Origin of the sequence: Bradyrhizobium sp. SK17, assembly GCF_002831585.1 — a bacterium.
Classification (GTDB): Bacteria; Pseudomonadota; Alphaproteobacteria; order Rhizobiales; family Xanthobacteraceae; genus Bradyrhizobium.
In genome coordinates this window covers 663,701-681,926 of sequence record NZ_CP025113.1, presented here as the reverse complement: position 1 = coordinate 681,926, position 18,226 = coordinate 663,701, and the positions used below count along the sequence as shown (strand labels likewise).

General features: G+C 64.8%; 16 protein-coding genes. 9 read left to right on the top strand and 7 right to left on the bottom strand.

Annotation, left to right across the window (positions count from 1 at the left end):
* Nucleotides 1-130 precede the first annotated feature (130 nt).
* From CWS35_RS03215 to CWS35_RS03195, 5 genes are all read right to left on the bottom strand, one after another.
* Nucleotides 131-484, bottom strand: coding sequence for a nuclear transport factor 2 family protein (locus CWS35_RS03215; protein WP_100950741.1), 354 nt, complete (start codon nt 482-484; stop codon nt 131-133).
* Nucleotides 485-638: 154 nt separating this feature from the next.
* Complete coding sequence (locus CWS35_RS03210; protein ID WP_100955978.1) at nt 639-2,111, bottom strand: amidase; 1,473 nt, start codon at nt 2,109-2,111, stop codon at nt 639-641.
* Between the two features lie 107 nt (nt 2,112-2,218).
* Nucleotides 2,219-3,085, bottom strand: a complete 867-nt coding sequence (locus CWS35_RS03205; RefSeq protein WP_100950739.1) for a hypothetical protein — start codon at nt 3,083-3,085, stop codon at nt 2,219-2,221.
* 20 nt (nt 3,086-3,105) lie between these two features.
* On the bottom strand, nt 3,106-4,077 hold the full coding sequence (gene mbfA, locus CWS35_RS03200) for an iron exporter MbfA (RefSeq protein ID WP_100950737.1): 972 nt from the start codon (nt 4,075-4,077) through the stop codon (nt 3,106-3,108).
* Nucleotides 4,078-4,249: 172 nt separating this feature from the next.
* A complete protein-coding gene (locus CWS35_RS03195) occupies nt 4,250-5,404 on the bottom strand; it encodes an alpha/beta fold hydrolase (RefSeq protein ID WP_100950735.1) in 1,155 nt (384 codons plus the stop codon).
* A gap of 102 nt (nt 5,405-5,506) precedes the next feature.
* Here CWS35_RS03195 and CWS35_RS03190 point away from each other — a divergent pair, with 102 nt between their 5' ends.
* Nucleotides 5,507-6,013: a hypothetical protein gene (locus CWS35_RS03190; protein ID WP_024581671.1), complete on the top strand. Its 507-nt coding sequence runs from the start codon at nt 5,507-5,509 to the stop codon at nt 6,011-6,013.
* 6 nt (nt 6,014-6,019) lie between these two features.
* Here CWS35_RS03190 and CWS35_RS03185 read toward each other — a convergent pair whose 3' ends face one another.
* Together CWS35_RS03185 and CWS35_RS03180 are read right to left on the bottom strand one after the other, a co-directional pair.
* Complete coding sequence (locus CWS35_RS03185; protein WP_024581672.1) at nt 6,020-7,564, bottom strand: acyl-CoA synthetase; 1,545 nt, start codon at nt 7,562-7,564, stop codon at nt 6,020-6,022.
* A 180-nt stretch (nt 7,565-7,744) separates the two neighbouring features.
* Nucleotides 7,745-8,917 (bottom strand): acetyl-CoA C-acetyltransferase, encoded by a 1,173-nt coding sequence (locus CWS35_RS03180; protein WP_100950733.1) that lies wholly within the window; start codon nt 8,915-8,917, stop codon nt 7,745-7,747.
* A 111-nt stretch (nt 8,918-9,028) separates the two neighbouring features.
* Between CWS35_RS03180 and CWS35_RS03175 the strand changes: the two genes are divergently transcribed.
* From CWS35_RS03175 to CWS35_RS03140, 8 genes are all read left to right on the top strand, one after another.
* On the top strand, nt 9,029-9,757 hold the full coding sequence (locus tag CWS35_RS03175; RefSeq protein ID WP_100950730.1) for a TetR family transcriptional regulator: 729 nt from the start codon (nt 9,029-9,031) through the stop codon (nt 9,755-9,757).
* Nucleotides 9,758-9,816: 59 nt separating this feature from the next.
* The gene (locus CWS35_RS03170) at nt 9,817-10,575 is read left to right on the top strand and encodes an SDR family NAD(P)-dependent oxidoreductase (RefSeq protein WP_024581675.1); all 759 of its coding nucleotides are present in this window, start codon (nt 9,817-9,819) and stop codon (nt 10,573-10,575) included.
* A 184-nt stretch (nt 10,576-10,759) separates the two neighbouring features.
* A complete protein-coding gene (locus CWS35_RS03165) occupies nt 10,760-11,566 on the top strand; it encodes an enoyl-CoA hydratase/isomerase family protein (RefSeq protein WP_100950727.1) in 807 nt (268 codons plus the stop codon).
* Nucleotides 11,567-11,607: 41 nt separating this feature from the next.
* Nucleotides 11,608-13,476 carry an AMP-binding protein gene (locus CWS35_RS03160; RefSeq protein ID WP_100950724.1) on the top strand — a complete coding sequence of 623 codons (1,869 nt, stop codon included), beginning with the start codon at nt 11,608-11,610 and terminating at the stop codon, nt 13,474-13,476.
* Nucleotides 13,477-13,595: 119 nt separating this feature from the next.
* Nucleotides 13,596-14,723 (top strand): acyl-CoA dehydrogenase family protein, encoded by a 1,128-nt coding sequence (locus CWS35_RS03155; protein ID WP_024581678.1) that lies wholly within the window; start codon nt 13,596-13,598, stop codon nt 14,721-14,723.
* Nucleotides 14,724-14,845: 122 nt separating this feature from the next.
* On the top strand, nt 14,846-16,093 hold the full coding sequence (locus tag CWS35_RS03150; RefSeq protein ID WP_100950722.1) for an acyl-CoA dehydrogenase: 1,248 nt from the start codon (nt 14,846-14,848) through the stop codon (nt 16,091-16,093).
* A 29-nt stretch (nt 16,094-16,122) separates the two neighbouring features.
* Nucleotides 16,123-17,367 carry an acyl-CoA dehydrogenase gene (locus CWS35_RS03145; protein WP_100950720.1) on the top strand — a complete coding sequence of 415 codons (1,245 nt, stop codon included), beginning with the start codon at nt 16,123-16,125 and terminating at the stop codon, nt 17,365-17,367.
* A gap of 102 nt (nt 17,368-17,469) precedes the next feature.
* Nucleotides 17,470-18,168 (top strand): nitroreductase, encoded by a 699-nt coding sequence (locus tag CWS35_RS03140; RefSeq protein WP_100950718.1) that lies wholly within the window; start codon nt 17,470-17,472, stop codon nt 18,166-18,168.
* The last annotated feature ends 58 nt before the right edge of the window (nt 18,169-18,226 follow it).

Sequence of the window (18,226 nt, the reverse complement as noted above, 5' to 3'; positions counted from 1 at the left end):
GGCGAAGGCCGGGACCCATAACCACCACCGTTTGGATGGTTAAGAAAGCCGTCCAACCCTGTGCCCAAAGCGCAGACTCGGCGTATGGGTCCCGGCCTTCGCCGGGACGACGGTGGTGTTGTGTTCGCCCTCACCGCGCCACGTGTGCGGACACCGCGAGCCACTTGCCGTTCTGCCTCGCCCAGCAATCGGTGTAGCAGCCGTGCATCGGCTCGCCATCCGCGGTGCTGTAGCTGGTACGGGCGTGGATGATGGCGAAATCGCCGAGGATGCGGATCTTGACGTTCTCGGCCTTGAGGCCCTTGATCTTCACCGGGATCGCCGTCTGCTTCAGGAAGGCGGCGCGATCGACCAGGCTCTTGTCGGGATTGGTGCAGTAGAAATCCTGCGCCAGGATTTCATCGAAGCGCTTGACGTCGCAGTTCTGCACCGAATCGACGTAATCCTTGTTGAGTCTTGTCAGCTCTTCGAGGTCGTTGCTCATTTGGTTTTCTCCCTATTCCCCTCGTCATTGCGAGGAGCCAGCGGGTCGCCCGAATGCGCGCCCGATGACCGGCTCCGCGAGGAAGCAATCCATGCCTCCGCATACGCGGATATATGGATTGCTTCGCTTCGCTCGCAATGACGGCGCGCGTCACTCAATCATCGAACGCCTTCGGCGGCACGAAGCCGCCGAACTCGCGTTCGATCAGTTCGGCGAGCTTCAGCGGCGTGCGGTCTTCCAGCATCGGGCCGACGATCTGCACGCCGATCGGCAGTCCGTCGGGCGCAAAGCCGGTCGGGATCGCGGTGGAGGGCAGGCCGGGCAGGGTCGCGATGCCGGGCCAGGCGAGCTGGTCGGTGTAGACGTGCGGCTCGCCGTCGATCAGGATCTTGCGCTGCTCTTGGTCGGGCGAATGATCGTGCGGATAGGCCGAAGTCGGCATGATCGGGCAGATCACCGCGTCGAACGATTTGAACAGCTCGCGCCACTGCGCGCGCAGCCGGGCGCGGCCGCCGTCGGCGATCACCCAGTCGCGGTGGCTGAGCGCGATACCGCGTAGCCGTTCGGCTTGCAGGCTGGTGTTGTCGGCCGGCAGCGCCGCCGCGGCGGCGCTGGCGCCGGCATAGACCTCCGGCGGGAAGCTCGCCGCCAGGAACGACAGCAGGATCCGCATATAGAGCCGCGAGGAGGCGGCGAAGTCCGGCAGCAGCGGGCTTGTGCGAGACACCTTTGCGCCGGCCCTGTCGAGATTGCTGGCGAGCTTGTCGATGCTTCCGCGGATCACCTTATCGGTCGGCAGCACCGGATCGCTGTCGATCACCAGGATGCGGAAATCCTTCAACGTACTGTGGCGCGCCGCGGGCAGGTCGAGCCGGTAGGCCTTGCCCGCTTCGAGCGGGTCGGGGCCGGCCATCACGTCGAGCACCAGCGCGAGATCGGCCGCGCCGCGCGCCATCGGGCCGATCACCGACAGGTCGCGATCGAACGGGAGCGGAGGCAGCGGCGGCGGGGTGTGGCCGCGCGACGGCAGCAGCGCGAAGGTCGGCTTGTGCGCATAGATGCCGCAGTGGAATCCCGGCACGCGCAGCGAACCGCCGATGTCGGAGCCGAGCGACAGCGCGCCATAACCCGCGGCGAGCGCCGCCGACGATCCGCCGGAGGAGCCGCCGGGCGTGCGGCCGAGGTCGTAGGGATTGTTGGTGGTGCCGTAGATCTCGTTATAGCTCTGCCAGTCGGCGAGCCCCACCGGCACGTTGGTCTTGCCGAGGATCACGCCGCCGGCGTCCTTCACCCGCTGGATCGAGAGCGCGTCCTCGGCCGGGACGAAGTCCTTTTGCGGCAGGAAGCCCCAGGTGGTCGGTAGTCCGGCGACGTTGAAGGATTCCTTCACCGTCATCGGGATGCCGAGCAGCGGCTTGTGCTCGCCGCGCGCGATCGCGGCGTCGGCGGCACGTGCGGCGGCAAGGCCGCGCTCGAAATCGCGGACGCAGATCGCATTGACCTTGCCGTCATGGCGCTCGATGCGGCCGATCGCATCTTCCGCGAGCTCGACCGCCGAGACCTGCTTTCTGCGCAACGCCTCCGACAGTTCGATGGCGGTCTTGAAACTCCATTGCGATTTGGCCACGGCATGCTCCCTGGTTTTGGCGGCGATCATGCGCAGAATGGAGCAGACGGGCAAGGTTCACTTGATCGCAATTGCGTGGGCGCGAGCTGCCAGGGATCTGGAGCGTGCTAATACGGCGTGGTGCGCGCCGACAGATGTGCCATCGGATTGATTGCGCCGTTCGCGCTCGATCGCTCTCCCGCAGCCTCCTTGGCTCCGGGCACCGGAAATGCGTAGCCGATGATGGTCTTGACCACGAGCCGGTCGGACGCCGGCGTCAGGCCGTAACCAACGCCGAAATCGATGTCGACGTCGCCGACCTTGAAGTCGGTGACAGCGAACAGCGTGTGCTGTTGTTGTGCCAGCGGGCTGAAATTGCCGATCTTGCCGAAGTCGGCGTAATATTCGGGGCCGACATAGACATCGTCCTTCAGCTTGCGCGCCACGCGCGCGGCCGGTGCGAAGTCCGCCTCGCCATACCTGCCGAAGCCGACGTCGACGATCGGGTTGACGATGAATTCATAGTCCGCGTTGCGCACGCCGAGGATCGGCCGGATCTCGAGGCCCCAGCGGGTCTGTGCGAATTTGGGCATCTCGTAGCTGAGCTCGAAATTGATGCCGTAGAACAGGTTGCGCTTGTCGGCGTTGGGCGAGACGAACAGCGTGCGCAGCTTGAACGCATCGGACAGGAACTGCTGGTCCTGCACCGCGAACGGCAGATAGAGCCCGAGCTCCCACCAGTCCGTCATGCCATAGGCGAATTCCGGCGTGCCGTTGAGGCTGTGGTTGGACGGAAAGCCGCCGGGAAACGGCGGGTCTTTCTGGCCGACGCCGACATAGTTGAGATGCTGCTGGATGGTGAATTGCCCGACCTCGGCAATGGCGGCGTTGTAGACCTGGATCTCGTCGGTCGCCCGCACGCTGCCGCTCCATGAGAGCAGCGCGGCACCAAGCGCAGCGCTGGCCAAATAGCGGGCTTGATGGTGATGCCGCATCTTTGCCCCCGCCCGCTCAGCTACGCCGCGCCGATCAATATGCCGACCGCGAGCACGATCGCGCCGCCGAGGACGATCTGGAACACGGCCTGCAAGAACGGCGTGTCCATGTAGCGCGAGCGGATGAAGGCGATCGCCCACAATTCGAAGAACACCACGATCCCGGCGATCGCGGTCGCGATCCAGAATGCGTTGGGCCAGGCGTCGGGCACCAGATAGGGAATGGTGTGGCCGAGGCCGCCAAGCGTCGTCATCAAGCCGCAGGTGATGCCGCGCAGCCAGGGCGAGCCGCGGCCGGTCAGCGAGCCGTCGTCGGACAGCGCCTCGGCAAAGCCCATGCTGATGCCGGCGCCGATCGAGGCGGCGAGGCCGACCAGGAAGGTCTGCCAGTTGTGATGGGTGGCGAAAGCGGCGGCGAACAGCGGCGCCAGCGTCGAGACCGAGCCGTCCATCAATCCGGCGAGGCCCGGTTGCACGTATTGCAGCACGAACATGCGTCGCCGGGTGCGGTCTTCCTCGGCGCGCACATCGGGCTTGAGGATCTCGCCGGTCAGCTTGACCGCGAGCTTCTCGTGACTCTTTTCTTCTTCGGCGAGATCGCCGAGCAGGCGGCGCACGCCGGTATCCTCGGCCTTCTCGGCAGCCCTGGCGTAGAAGCGCTCGGCTTCCAGCTCCATGGTCTCGACTTCCCTGCGGATGGTGTCCAGCGGCAGGTTCTTGGTCAGCCAGATCGGGCGCCGGCGCAGAAAGCCCTTGACGTCCTCGCGCCGGATCGGCGGCAGGTGCGGTCCGAAGCGCTGCTCGTAGGTTTCCAGCAGCCGGTGACGATGGCCGCGCTCCTCCTCGGCCATCTCTTCGAAGATCTTTGCGGTATCTGGATAGCGTTCAGCCAAGTCTTCGGCGAAGCTCATATAGATGCGGCTGTCCTCCTCCTCGGAGGCAATCGCGACCGCAAGCACCTCGCGCTCGGTCAGATCGGCGAAACTCTTCAAGGCAACACTTTCTTCAGCTAGATTAGAATTAGAATAATTCTAATCTAGCTTTGCCTCCCAACGAGGTCAAATCTGGCGTTCCCGACCGGCGTGCGCCGAACGGGTCACCGGAGCGGGATCGAAGGAGAAAAGCCTTTGAAGATCAATTAGAAGCGTTCTCACCCTGACGCCCTTACGGACCGATGCCGGCCTCTCGCAGGAAAGTGAACAGCAGCCGGCTCACCTCGTCCGGCTGTTCCTGCTGTACCCAGTGGCCGGCGCCGTCGACCAGATGGCAGCCGATCATCCTGGTGCAGGCTTTGCCCTGCATCGCCTCGAACACGCCGGGCCGCTGGTAGGTGCCCCAATCCTGCTTGCCCGAGATGAACGCGGATGGCTGGTCGATGCTGCGCCCGCTCCAGGTTTGCAGTTCCGGCACGAACGCGCCCGACGTCCCGCAACGATACCATTGCAGCCCGCCCTGGAATCCGGTGCGCTGATACTCCGCGCTGTAATAGGCGAGCTCGCGATCCGGCAGCCAGGTGTTGGCGGCGATCGCGGCGCGCGACGGCATCTCTTCGGCGACCGTCGCGGCCATGTCCTTGGCGAGATCCATCACGTAATAGGTCGGCAGTTTTGCCAGTTCGCCCGCCGACCATGACTCCAGCCGATACGGCCTATTGTCTTTCCAGTCCGCGCTCTTGTGATGGTAGTAGGCGCGCAGGAAGTCGTGCACGCCTTGCGGCGCGTGATGCATGTCGGCATTGGCCGGTCGCGTCGAGTAGTACCATTGGTAATGCTTGCGCGGCCGCGACAGCGCGGCGAGCTCGCGATGCACGGGATCTTCGGTCGCGGGCGCCGCCGGTTCGTTTGCCGTATTGAATGGCAGCGACGGCGGGCCTGAGAACGGCGCGCTCATCATCACCACGGCGCGGAACACGTCGGGGCGGATCAGCGCGCACCACGCCGCGACCGACGAGCCGAAATCATGCCCGATCACGGCATCGACGTGCTTGTAGCCGAACGCCGCGACCAGTCCGACCGCGTCGCGCACCAGATTGGGCAGGCGGAAGGGGGCGAGATCGCCGTCATAATCCGCGCTCCAGCCGGTCGTGCGGCCATAGCCGCGCTGGTCGGGCGCGATCACGTGATAGCCGGCCGCGGCGAGCTTCGGCATCACCTTGCGCCAGGAAAACGCCAGCTCCGGAAAGCCGTGCAGCAGCAACAGGCTGGGGCGGCCGGAGGTTTCGAAGCCCGCTTCGAGCACATGCATGCGCAGGCCGTTGATCCCGTCGACATAGCGCGAGCGGATCGTGGAGGGCAGCGGGATATCGGGAAGAGCTTCCATCTGGGATCACCTGTTGGGCATCGCCGCACAACCAGCGCATTTGGCTGTATGCTGGCGGCCATTGTGTCACGATAGCAACTTTGCTCAGGGGATGCCTACCGCATGCGCTACGCGAGGAGTGCAGGGCTGCCCGGCTGGATATTGCAGCTTGGTCTGACTGTCGCAGCCGCGAGCCTGGTGCTGATGTCGGCCGTGCGCGCGGCCGACATCAAGCAGCTGACCGAGAAATTGCCGCATGCCTATATCGGCGAATTCCTGTGGGACGGCGACACCACGGTGCAGAACGTCGTGATCACCTTCGACAAGGTGCAGCCCCTGAACGAGCAGAACGCGGAAGCGTTCGGCTGCGGTTCATATGAAGCCGGACGTCAGGTGACGAAGATCGGCGTGCGGATGTTCATCCGGCTGTCCGATCTCGAGGTCGAGATCTTCGAGCGCTCGCCTGACGGCAACGGAATATTCGAGACCGACGGCAGCCATCGCGGCAAATTGTCGGCCGATCTCCAGCAGATCGATGCGCAGTGGACCACGACCAGCACCGGCCAGCACGGCCAACTGCACCTGCGCGCCGCCACCTCCGCAGCCTGCGAGCCGGCGGCGGAGTTGTAGCTGGGCTTACGCCTTCGCCGGCGCTTTCGGCCAATAGCGATCGCGCAGATGGCGCTTCACCAGCTTGCCGGTCGGCGTGCGCGGCAGCTCCTGCTCGAAGTCGATGCTCTTCGGGCATTTGATCGGCGACAGATGCTGCCGGCAGAACGCGATCAACTCGGCCTCGAGCGCCTTGCCGGCCTTGCCGATGTCATGCGGCTGCACGACGGCCTTGACCTCCTCGCCCATCTCCTCGTTCGGTACGCCGAACACCGCGACGTCGGAGACCGCGGGATGCGTGATCAGCACGTCCTCGGTCTCCTGCGGATAGATGTTCACGCCGCCGGAGATGATCATGTAGCTCTTGCGGTCGGTGAGATAGAGGAAGCCTTCCTCATCCAGATAGCCGACGTCGCCGAGCGTCGACCAGCCCTTGGCGTTGTAGGCCTTCTTGGTCTTCTCCGGATCGTTGTGATAGCTGAACACGGGCGCGTCGGCGAAATAGACCTGACCGATCTGCCCCATCGGCGCTTCCTGATCGTTCTCGTCGAGGATCTTGACCTTGCCGACCACGGCGCGGCCGACCGTGCCGCGATGGGTCAGCCATTGCTGCGAGGTCGAGACCGTGACGCCGTTGCCTTCGGAGCCGGCGTAATACTCGATTAGGATCGGCCCCCACCACTCGATCATCTTCGCCTTCACATCGACCGGGCAGGGCGCCGCGGCGTGGATCGCGCCCTTCAGCGACGACACCTTGTAGCGGGCGCGCACCTCGTCGGGCAGCTTCAGCATGCGCACGAACATGGTCGGCACCAGTTGCGACTGCGTTACCTTGTGCTTTTCGACCTGCTTCAAGAAGTCCTCGGCGTCGAAATGCTCCATGATCACGGAGGTGCCGCCGAGCACAGTCGCCATCATGTTGAAGCGCAAGGGAGCCGCGTGATAGAGCGGCGCCGGCGACAGGTAGATCGAGTCGGCATTCATGCCGCACATGTCAGCCGTGAGGATCCGCAGGAACGGGTTCGGCACATCGATCCGGTTGCCCTCGAACTCCTTCTTGATGCCCTTGGGCCGCCCGGTGGTGCCGGAGGAATACAGCATGTCGTAGCCCGCGACCTCGTCGGCCACCGGCGTGGTCGGCTGCGCGGCGGCTTCCTTGTCGTAGGATCGGAAGCCGGGCGCCGGCTCGTCCATCATGTAAAACAGCGGCTCGCCCGCCTCGCCCTTGATCAGGCCCTTCACCTTGTCGGCGCATTGCGGCGTGGTGATGAACACCTTGGCGCCGCAGTCCTTGATGATGTAGGCGATCTCCTCTTCGGTCAGATAGCGGCTGATCGCCGTGTAATAGAGGCCCGAGCGCTGCGCGGCCCAGCAGATCTCCATGAAGGCGAGGCGGTTCTCCATCAGGATCGCGATGTGGTCGCCGGGCTTCAGGCCGAGCGAGCGGAACAGATGCGCGCCCTGGTTCGAGAGCTCGTCAAGCTCGCGGTAGGTGATGGCCTTGCCGCTGCCCGCCATCTGGTAGGCGATCTTGTCCGGATGGTTGCGCGCGTGGATGGAGGGGTGGGTCATTGTGTTTCCTCAAGGCATCAATAGTGGTCGTCCCGGCGAAGGCCGGGACCCATAACCACAAATTTTTGTTGTTGGACTGGGCTGTGGCCCCAGCCGGGCCTAACCACAGGTGCCTGTGGTTATGGGTCCCGGCCTTCGCCGGGACGACACTATTGTTGTGGCCGCCGATGCGGACTCTTCCTACAGCCGCTCGACGATCGTGACGTTGGCCATGCCGCCGCCTTCACACATGGTCTGCAAGCCGTAGCGCTTGTTGCGCTGCTTCAGGGCATGCAGCAGCGTGGTCATCAGCTTGGTGCCGCTGCCGCCGAGCGGATGGCCGAGCGCGATCGCGCCGCCATTGACGTTGAGCCGCGCCGGGTCGGCGCCGGTGGTCTTCAGCCATGCGGTCGGCACCGAGGCGAAGGCTTCGTTGACCTCGAACAGGTCGATGTCGTCGATTGTCATGCCGGCCTTTTGCAGGGCACGCTGGGTCGCCGGCAGCGGCGCTTCCAGCATGATCACGGGATCACCGCCCATCATGGTGAGATGATGGATGCGCGCCATCGGCGTGAGGCCGAGCGCCTTCAGGCCCTTCTCGTTGACGACCATCACGCCGGAGGCGCCGTCGCAGATCTGGCTGGCGCTGGCCGCGGTCAGCTTGCCGTTCTCGGTGATCAGCTTGACGCCCTTGATGCCGTCGAGGCTGGCGTCGAAGCGGATGCCCTCGTCGATGTGGTGGGTGTCGGTCGAGCCGTCGGCGCGGGTGATCTGGACCGGCACGATCTCGTCCTTGAAGTGGCCGGCCTGGGTCGCCGCGATCGCGCGCTGATGGCTGTTGTAGGAATATTCGTCGAGCTCATCCTTCGACAGGCCGTACTTCTCGGCCATCATCTCCGCGCCGGTGAACTGGCTGAACACGATGTTGGGATATTTCGCTTCGATCCCCGGGCTCTTGTAATGGCCGAAGCCGTTCTTGGCCGGCAGCGAGGAGGCGAGGCCCATCGGCACGCGGGTCATCGATTCCACGCCGGCGGCGATCACGCAGTCCATGGTGCCAGACATCACCGCCTGCGCGGCGAAGTGCAGCGCCTGCTGCGAGGAGCCGCACTGGCGGTCGATCGAGGTCGCGGGCACGCTCTCCGGCAGCTTCGAGGCCATCACAGCGTTGCGGGCGACGTTGGTGGACTGCTCGCCGGCCTGCATCACGCAGCCCATGATGACGTCCTCGACCTGCGCGGGATCGACGCCGGTGCGATCGACCAGCGCATCGAGCACGGTGGCGGCCAGATCGGCCGGATGCCAGCCGGCGAGACGCCCTCCCTTGCGGCCGCCCGCGGTGCGAGCGGCGGCGACGATATAGGCCTCGGCCATGTCTGATCTCCCTGATGTTTCTGGATTGATCGCTCTTTGAGTTGGGCCGGATTTAAGGGGCGGCTCAGCATTTAGTCAATCAATCAATTAACTCTTGAGTGCAGCCCCGCCATGGGCTTATGTGCGGCCTCGATTTACCGTCGTGTCCAGACACAGAGCGGGACCAGAGCGCAGTTGAACACCAGCGTACCGACGAAACTCGCCGCGGGCAAAAATGCCACCGCCGACAAGCTATTGGTCGCAGCCAGCGAGCTGATGATCGAGCGCGCCTCGATCGAGGTTTCGCTGTCCGACATCGCCCAGAAGTCGGGCGTCAACGCGGCCCTGGTGAAATATCATTTCGGCAACAAGGACGGGCTGCTGCTGGCCCTGCTGGCGCGCGATGCCGCCACCGAGATGTCGCAGCTCGAATACCTGATCAGCCAGCCGATCACGCCATCGGCGAAACTGCGCCTGCATATCGGCGGCATCATCCGTGCCTATCACCAGTTCCCCTATATGAACCGGCTGATCCATTATCTCCTGCACGAGAGCTCGCCTTCCGCCGCCAACGAAGTGTCGAAATTCTTCGTCGCGCCGCTCCTGGATTTTCACCGCCGGCTGCTCGCCGAGGGCATCAAGGCCGGCGAATTCCGCAAGATCGATCCGGTGCTGTTCTACACCAGCCTGATCGGCGCCTGCGATCACCTGTTCTTCGGCCGCCATGCGATGTCGCGCGCGGTCGGCGTCGGTCCGGTCACCGACGAGGTCTGCCGCGAATACATCAAGCACATGGAAGCCTTGATCTTCGGCGGCGTGCTCAATCCCGACCAGGCAACGGCAGCGATCGCCGCCGGATAACAAAGTTCGAAGTCCAGAGAAGAAACGCCCGAGAAAACGCCCAAGGAAAGGTTGTTCCCATGCAGTTGAAAGATGTTGCCGTTCTCATCACCGGCGGTGGCTCCGGCCTCGGCGCCGCGACCGCGCGCGCCATGGCCGCCAAGGGCGCCAAGATCGGCGTGATCGACCAGAACAAGGAAAACGCCGAGAAGGTCGCCGCCGAGGTGAAGGGCGTTGCCCTGCACGCCGACGTCACCGACGAGGAAGCAATCAAGGCCGCGATCGCCAAGGCCGAAGCCGCGCACGGCGTTGCCCGTGTGCTGATGAACTGCGCCGGCATCGGCGGCTCGCAGCGCATTATCGGCAAGGACGGAACGTACCCGCTGGCGAAATTCGTCCGCATCATCAATGTCAATCTGATCGGCACCTTCAACGTGCTCCGCCTGTTCGCCGAGCGCCTCGCCACCGCCGAGACGGTCGGCGAGGAGCGCGGCGTCGTGATCAACACGGCTTCAGTTGCGGCCTATGAAGGCCAGATCGGCCAGATCGCCTATGCCGCCTCGAAGGGCGGCGTCGTCGGCCTCACGCTGCCGGCCGCGCGCGACCTCGCGAGCCTGAAGATCCGCGTCAACACCATCGCGCCCGGCCTGTTCCTGACGCCGCTGCTGATGGGTCTCAACGAAGAAGCGCGCAAGAGCCTCGGCGCCCAGGTGCCGCACCCGGCCCGTCTCGGCGACGCCTCGGAATACGGCAACCTCGCGGTCCACATCGTTGAGAACCCCATGCTCAACGGCGAGACCATCCGCCTCGACGGCGCCATCCGCATGGCGCCGCGCTAGCGCGCGCCCTGTCTCAACCCCCCCCCTTGCGGGGGAGGGCGGCAGCGAAGGCTGCCGGGAGAGGGGTTCTCGCCGCGGCCACCCCTCTCTGAAGCGAACACGCGGCAACCACGCACATGCCCTCTCCCGCAAGGGGGAGGGCGCATTAACCCGCACCGCATCTGCAGATGCAGGAGTGTGACGCGTGACAAATCCGCTGCTGATCGAACATCACGACGGAGTCGATTGGGTCACGCTCAATCGCCCCGACAGCCTCAACGCGCTCGACCCTTCGCTGATCGACGCGCTCAACACCTATTTCCAGGGCTTGCAGCGCAATCGCGACACCCGGGTCGTGGTGCTGAAGGGCGCTGGCGCGAATTTCTGCGCCGGACTCGACCTCAAGCACGCGATGGCGCGGCGCGGCGGGCAGACCGAGCCGCCGGGCGTCACTGAATCCCTGGACTCGCAGCGTCGCATCGCCGACATCGTGATGTTGATGCGGCGCGCTCCGCAGCCGATCATCGCGCTGGTGCAAGGCGCGGCCGCCGGCGGCGGCTTCGCGCTGGCGCTCGCGGCCGACATCCGCATCGCGGCGAAGACCGCGCGGATGAACTGCGCCTTCATCAAGCTCGGGCTCGGCGGCTGCGACATCGGCACCAGCTATTTCCTGCCGCGCCTCGTCGGCGTGTCGGTGGCGTCAGAGCTGATCCTGACCGGGCGCTTCATCAATGCCGATCGCGCGCTTGCCGTCGGTCTCGTGTCTGAAGTCGTCGAGGTCGCCGATCTCGATACCGCCGCCAATCCTTACATCGATGCGATGATGACGGCCTCGCCGGTGGGCCTGCGCCTCTCGAAGGAATGCATCAACATGAGCGTCGACGCCGGCTCGATCGAGGCCGTGATTGCGATGGAGGATCGCAATCAGGTGCTGTGCAGCCGGTCGGAAGATTTCCAGGAAGGCATCAGGGCCTTCCTTGAGAAACGAAAGCCTGTCTATATCAGGCGCTGAGAACAGATCCTCAAAAGGACAAGAATTCCGGGAGACGCAAAATGGATGGAGACGCGGCGATGCTGACGAAACCCGCCTTCCGCAAGGTGGATTGGCTCGCGCGTGACATCGCGGTCGAACGGCGCGACGACGGCACTGTCGTCTTGAAGTCGCGGATTCCACTCCAAGCCTACGAAACGCACATCCCGGCGTATCTCGCCAAATGGGCGGCACAGGCGCCCGAGCGCATCTGGCTCGCCCAGCGCGGCGGCCCCGACCGGCAGTGGCGCAAGGTCTCCTACGGTGAAGCCAAGCGCACCGTCGATGCGCTGACCCAAGGCCTGCTCAATCTCGGTGTCGGCGAGGGCCGGCCCGTCGCGATCCTCTCGGGCAACTCGATCGAACACGCGCTGATGACGCAGGCCGCGATGCAGGCGCGGCTACCGGCCGCGCCGGTATCGCCGGCCTATTCGCTGATGAGCCAGGATCATCTCAAGCTCAAATATCTCTTCAACCTGATCAAGCCTGCCGTCGTGATGGTGCAGGACGGACCTGCCTTCGAGAAGGCGCTGAAAGCGCTTGATCTCACCGGCATCACCGTCATTCACGTGCTGCGACCCTGCGAGGGCATCAAGAGCACGGCCTTTGCCGATCTCGCGGCGACGCCGGTGACATCCGCGGTCGATCGGTCCATTGCCAAGATCACGCCCGACACCACCGGCAAGCTGCTGTTCACCTCGGGCTCGACCGGCATGCCCAAGGCCGTCATCAACACCCAGCAGATGATGTGCGCCAACGCGGCGATGATGATGCAGGTGCGTCCGCGCGAAACGGCTGGACCGATCCCGACCGTGCTCGACTGGATGCCGTGGAATCACACCATGGGCGGCAACGCCGCGTTCAATCCGGTCCTGGTCGATGGCGGCACGCTCTATATCGACGACGGCCGGCCGATGCCGGGCCTTTTCGAGGAGACCATCAGGAACCTGCGCGAGGTGTCGCCGACCTACTACGCCAACGTACCGGCCGGCTATGCCGCGCTCGCGGCCGCAATGGAGAAGGATGCGGCGCTGTGCGCGAGCTTCTTCAAGAACCTCTCGATCATGGCCTATGGCGGCGCGCGGTTGCCTAATGATCTCTACGACCGCATGCAGGCGCTGGCGGTGAAGACATCAGGCGAGCGCATCGTGTTCTACACCGGCTGGGGCTCGACCGAGACCGCGCCGACCTCGACCGGCACCTACTGGGACACCGAGCGCGTCGGCCTGATCGGCCTGCCGTTCCCTGGCGTCGAGCTCAAGATGGTGCCGTGCGGCTCGAAATACGAATTGCGGCTGCGCGGCGTCAACGTCACGCCGGGCTATTTCGGCCAGGCGGACCTCACCGCGAAGATGTTCGACGAGGAAGGCTTCTACTGCATTGGCGATGCCGGCGTGTTCGTCGATCCCCAGGACCCGCTGCAAGGCATCATCTTCGCCGGCCGTGTGGTCGAGGACTTCAAGCTGACCACCGGCACCTTCGTCCATGTCGGCTCGCTGCGCACCGATGCGATATCGGCCGCGACGCCGGTCGTGCATGACGCGCTGGTTGCGGGGCAGGACCGCGAGTTCATTGGCCTGCTGTGCTGGCCGAACCTGCATGCCTGCCGCCAACTCGTCGGCAATGCGGATGCGAGCTATGAGGAGGTGATCCGGCACCCGGCCGTGATCGCCTGCCTCGAAAAGGGCTTGCAGGCCCACAACGCCTCCACCACCGGCAGCAGCATGCGGATCGCGCGCGCGATGCTGATGGTCGAGCCGCCATCGATCGACGGCAACGAGCTCACCGACAAGGGCTACATCAACCAGCGCGCCGGCCTCGAACGCCGGGCGGAGCTGGTCGACAAGCTCTATGCCGCGCAGCCCTGCGGCGAGGTGATCGTGCTGTGCTGAGAATGTAGGATGGGTAGAGCGCAGCGAAACCCATCATCTTTCACCAGACAACCGATGGGTATCGCTTCGCTCCACCCATCCTACGAAGCCAAATAACAACAGCAACGCGGGTAAACGCCATGAACTTCGATTTCTCCGACGAACAGAAGCAGATGCGCGACGAGGCGCGGAAATTCCTCAGCGAGCAATGCCCGCCGAAGGCCGTGCGCGAGGTGCTCGACGGCAAGGCGCCCTACGACAAGGCGCTGTGGAAGGGCCTCGCCGAGATGGGCTTCCTCGGTGTCGCGATCCCGGAACAGTTCGGCGGCGCGGGCGCCGGCCATCTGGAGCTTTGCGTGATCGCCGAGGAAATGGGCCGCGCGCTGGCGCCGGTACCGTTCTCTTCCACGGTCTATCTCGCCGCCGAAGCGCTGCTGATCGCAGGCAGCGACGCGCAGAAGCAGAAGTGGCTGCCGAAGATCGCCTCGGGCGATGCCATCGGCACGCTGGCGCTGTTCGAGGGCAAGGGCAATCCGTCGCCGAAGGCGGTCAAGCTCACGGCCAATGGCGGCGTGCTCAACGGCGTCAAGAAGCCGGTCGCCGATGGCGCGATCGCCGACTTCGCCGTGGTCGCGGCGCGCACCGGCTCCAGCGGGCGCGAGTCCGATATCTCGTTGTTCATCGTCGACCTCAAGGCAGGCGGCGTCGAGATCAAGTCGCTGACCAATATCGATCTGACCCGTGGTCAGGCCGAGATCACCTTCAAGGACGCCAAGGCCGAACCGCTCGGCGCCGCCGGCGAGGGCTGGGGCGTGATCGCCCAGGTGCTGGATCGCGCCGCCGTGCTGATGGCGTTCGAGCAGGTCGGCGGCGCCGACCGTGCGCTGGAAATGGGCCGCGACTACGCGCTCGACCGTATCGCGTTCGGCCGTCCGATCGGCTCGTTCCAGGCGGTCAAGCACATGCTGGCCGACATGTATGTCTCGGCGACGCTGGCGCGCTCGAACTGCTACTACGGCGCCTGGGCGCTCTCGACCAATGCCGGCGAGTTGCCGGAAGCCGCGGCCGCCGCGCGCATCAGCGCGACGCAGGCGTTCCAGCACTGCGCCAAGAACAACATCCAGGTCCATGGCGGCATGGGCTTCACCTGGGAGTTCGACTGCCACATGTACTATCGCCGCGCCAATGCGGTGGCGCTCGGTCTCGGCAGCCTGTCCTATTGGGAAGACGCGCTGATCGATCGCATGCGCAAGAAGAACGCGGCGTAAGCGGGATCGTAGCTTTGTAGGATGGGTAGAGCGTAGCGAAACCCATCATGACGCGGGTGGTCCAAGAGATGGGTTTCGCTTCGCTCTACCCATCCCACGACGCCGGCGAAGGATGAGAGATCATGAATTTCGACGACACCCCGCAGGAGGCCGCATTCCGCGCCGAGGCGAAGGCCTGGATCGGAGCCAATGCGCCGAAGCAATATGAGGACGAGCTGCGCAAGGCCTCGCTCGGCCGCGTCGGGCTCAAGGGCGCCAACATTCTCGAGGTCGCCAAGGCCTGGCAGAAGAAGAAGGCCGATGCCGGCTGGGCCTGCCTGCACTGGCCGAAGGAGTATGGCGGCCGCGGCTCGTCGCCGATCGAGCGCGTGATCTGGCAGCAGGAGGAGGGCCCGTTCGGCCGTCTCAGCTCGATGTTCATCATCGGTCACGGCATGTGCGGGCCGACCATGATGGCGTTCGCCGGCGAGGAGCAGAAGCGCAAATACCTGCCGCCGCTGGCCTCCGGCGAGAAGATCTGGTGCCAGCTGTTCTCGGAGCCCGCCGGCGGCTCCGACGTCGCCGGCCTGCGCACCCGCGCCGAGAAGCAGGGCGACGAATGGGTCGTCAACGGCCAGAAGATCTGGACCTCGGGTGCGCATTATTCCGACTACGGCATCCTGTTGACCCGCACCGATCCCACGGTCGCCAAGCACAAGGGTCTCACCATGTTCTTCCTGGACATGAAGAGCCCGGGCGTCGAGGTCAGGCCGATCAAGCAGGCGAGCGGGGCGTCTGATTTCAACGAAGTCTATTTCACAGACGTGCGGATTCCGGACTCGCAGCGCTTGGGCCAAGTCAATGACGGCTGGAACGTGTCGCTGACCACGCTGATGAACGAGCGCATGTCGATCGGCGCCGGTGTCGCCACCGGCTTCCCCGAGCTGTTCGATTTCTGCAACAGCCTGATGCTTGATGATGGTCCGGCGATCGAGAACCGCGCGGTGCGTTCCAAGCTCGCCAACTGGGCGGTGAAGGCGAGCGGGCTGAAGTACACCAGCATGCGCGCGATCTCCGCGCTGTCGCGCGGCGAGCGTCCGGGACCGGAGAACTCGATCGGCAAGCTGGTCGCCGGTTCGATGATCCAGGACGTCGCGTCCTACGCGCTCGACCTGCAAGGCGCCGCCGGCGCGCTGAACGGGCCGGAAGATGCCGAGGCCGCCGGCAAATTCCAGGCGATGCTGCTGCGTGCGCCGGGCACCCGTGTCGAGGGCGGCACCGACGAGATCATGCGCAACATCATCGCCGAACGCGTGCTGGGCCTGCCCGGCGATATCCGGGTCGACAAGGACGTTCCCTTCAACAAGATCCCGACCAAGGGCCGCGCGTAACGGCGCCGGAACAACGAGAGAGGTTCGCCATGAATTTCGATGACACGCCGCAGGAAGCCGAGTTCCGCGCCATCGCCCGCAAGTGGATCGCCGCCAACGCGCCGAAGGAGTTCGAAGAGGAGCTTTCGAAGTCGTCGCTCGGCCGCATCCGGCTCGCCAAGCACGACATGGTCGAGGTCGGCAAGGCCTGGCAGAAGAAGAAGGCGGAGGGCGGCTGGGCCTGCCTGCACTGGCCGAAGGAATATGGCGGTCGCGGCGCCACTCCGATCGAGCGCGTGATCTGGCAGCAGGAAGAGGGCGTTTACGGCAAGCTGACGCAGCCGTTCCAGATCGGCGAGGGCATGTGCGGCCCGACCGTGATGGCCTGGGGTAGTGAAGACGCCAAGCGCCGCTATCTGCCGAAGCTGGCTGCGGGCGAGGAGATCTGGTGCCAGCTGTTCTCCGAGCCGTCGGCCGGCTCCGACGTCGCGGGGCTGCGCACCCGCGCCGAGAAGAAGGGCGACAATTGGGTCGTCAACGGCCAAAAAATCTGGACTTCGGGCGCGCATTATTCCGACTACGGCCTGTTGATCGCGCGCACCGATCCGAATGTGCCCAAGCACAAGGGCCTCACGATGTTCTTCCTCGACATGAAGAGCCCGGGCGTCGAGGTGCGGCCGATCAAGCAGGCCAATGGCATGCAGGAGTTCAACGAGGTCTATTTCACCGACGTCGTGATCCCGGACAGCCAGCGGCTTGGCGCGGTCGGTGAGGGCTGGAGCGTGTCGCTGACCACGCTGATGAACGAGCGCATGTCGATCGGCGCGCGGCTCGCGACTGGCGTGCCCGAGATGTTCGAGTTCTGCTCCAACCTGATGCTGGAAGACGGGCTTGCGATCGACGATCCAGCGGTGCGCTCCAAGCTTGCGAGCTGGGCGGTTAAGGCGAGCGGGCTGAAATACACCAGCTACCGCGCCATCTCCGCGCTGTCGAAGGGCGAGCGGCCGGGTCCGGAAAACTCCATCGGCAAGCTCGTCTCCGGCCTGATGCTGCAAGACATCGCCACCTTTGCGATGGACCTCGAGGGCGCAGCCGGCAGCCTCACCGGCACCGATGAGGAGCAGGCCAACGGCCAGTTCCAGCAGATGCTGCTGTCGTCGCCCTCGATGCGCATCGCCGGCGGCACCGACGAGATCCTGCGCAACATCATCGCCGAGCGCGTGCTGGGCCTGCCCGGCGACATCCGGGTCGACAAGGACGTGCCCTACAACAAGATCCCGACCAAGGGCAGATGATCGTAGGGTGGGTTAGCCGAAGGCGTAACCCACCCTTTCACCCGATGCGCGAGAAGAGGTGGGTTACGCTTCGCTAACCCACCCTACGACAACGAGGACGCGATGGACGCCGCAGTAAAGCAAGAAGACCGCATCGGCGCGCTCGAGGAGCTGCTCAACGAGCGCTACTCGGTGCGCGCGTTCCTGCCGCGGGAAGTGCCGCGCGAGGTCATCGAACATATCCTCAGCGTCGCGCAGCGCACCGCGTCCTGGTGCAACAGCCAGCCCTGGCAGGTGTTGATCGCGAGCGGCGAGGCCAAGGAGCGCTTCCGCAAGGCGATCTACGCCGAGGCTGCATCGGGCGCCAAGGATGATCACGACTTCACGCCGCCGCGCGAATATGTCGGGGTCTATCTGGAACGCCGTCGTGAAAGCGGCTTCCAGCTCTACAACACGCTCGGCATCGCGCGCGGCGACAAGGCCGCCTATGGGAAGCAGGCGCTGGAGAACTACAATTTCTTCGGCGCGCCGCATGTCGCCGTGATTCACACCAACGAGCCGCTCGGCATCTATGGCGCGATCGATTGTGGCGGTTATGTCTCGAACTTCATGCTGGCCGCGCAGGCGCTCGGGCTCGGTACCATCCCGCAGGCCGCGCTCGCCCGCCATTCCGGGCTGATCCGCCGCCATTTCAACCTGGCCGAGGACCGCCGGATCGTCTGCGGTATCTCGTTCGGCTATGCCGACAATGCCCACAAGGTGAACAGCTACCGCACGTCGCGCGCAACTGTGGCGGACACCGTCACATTCGTGGATGTATAATATCCTCAAGGCGGGACTTGCGTGCCCGCCGAGGATAAGAAGACGCGACAGTAAAAAC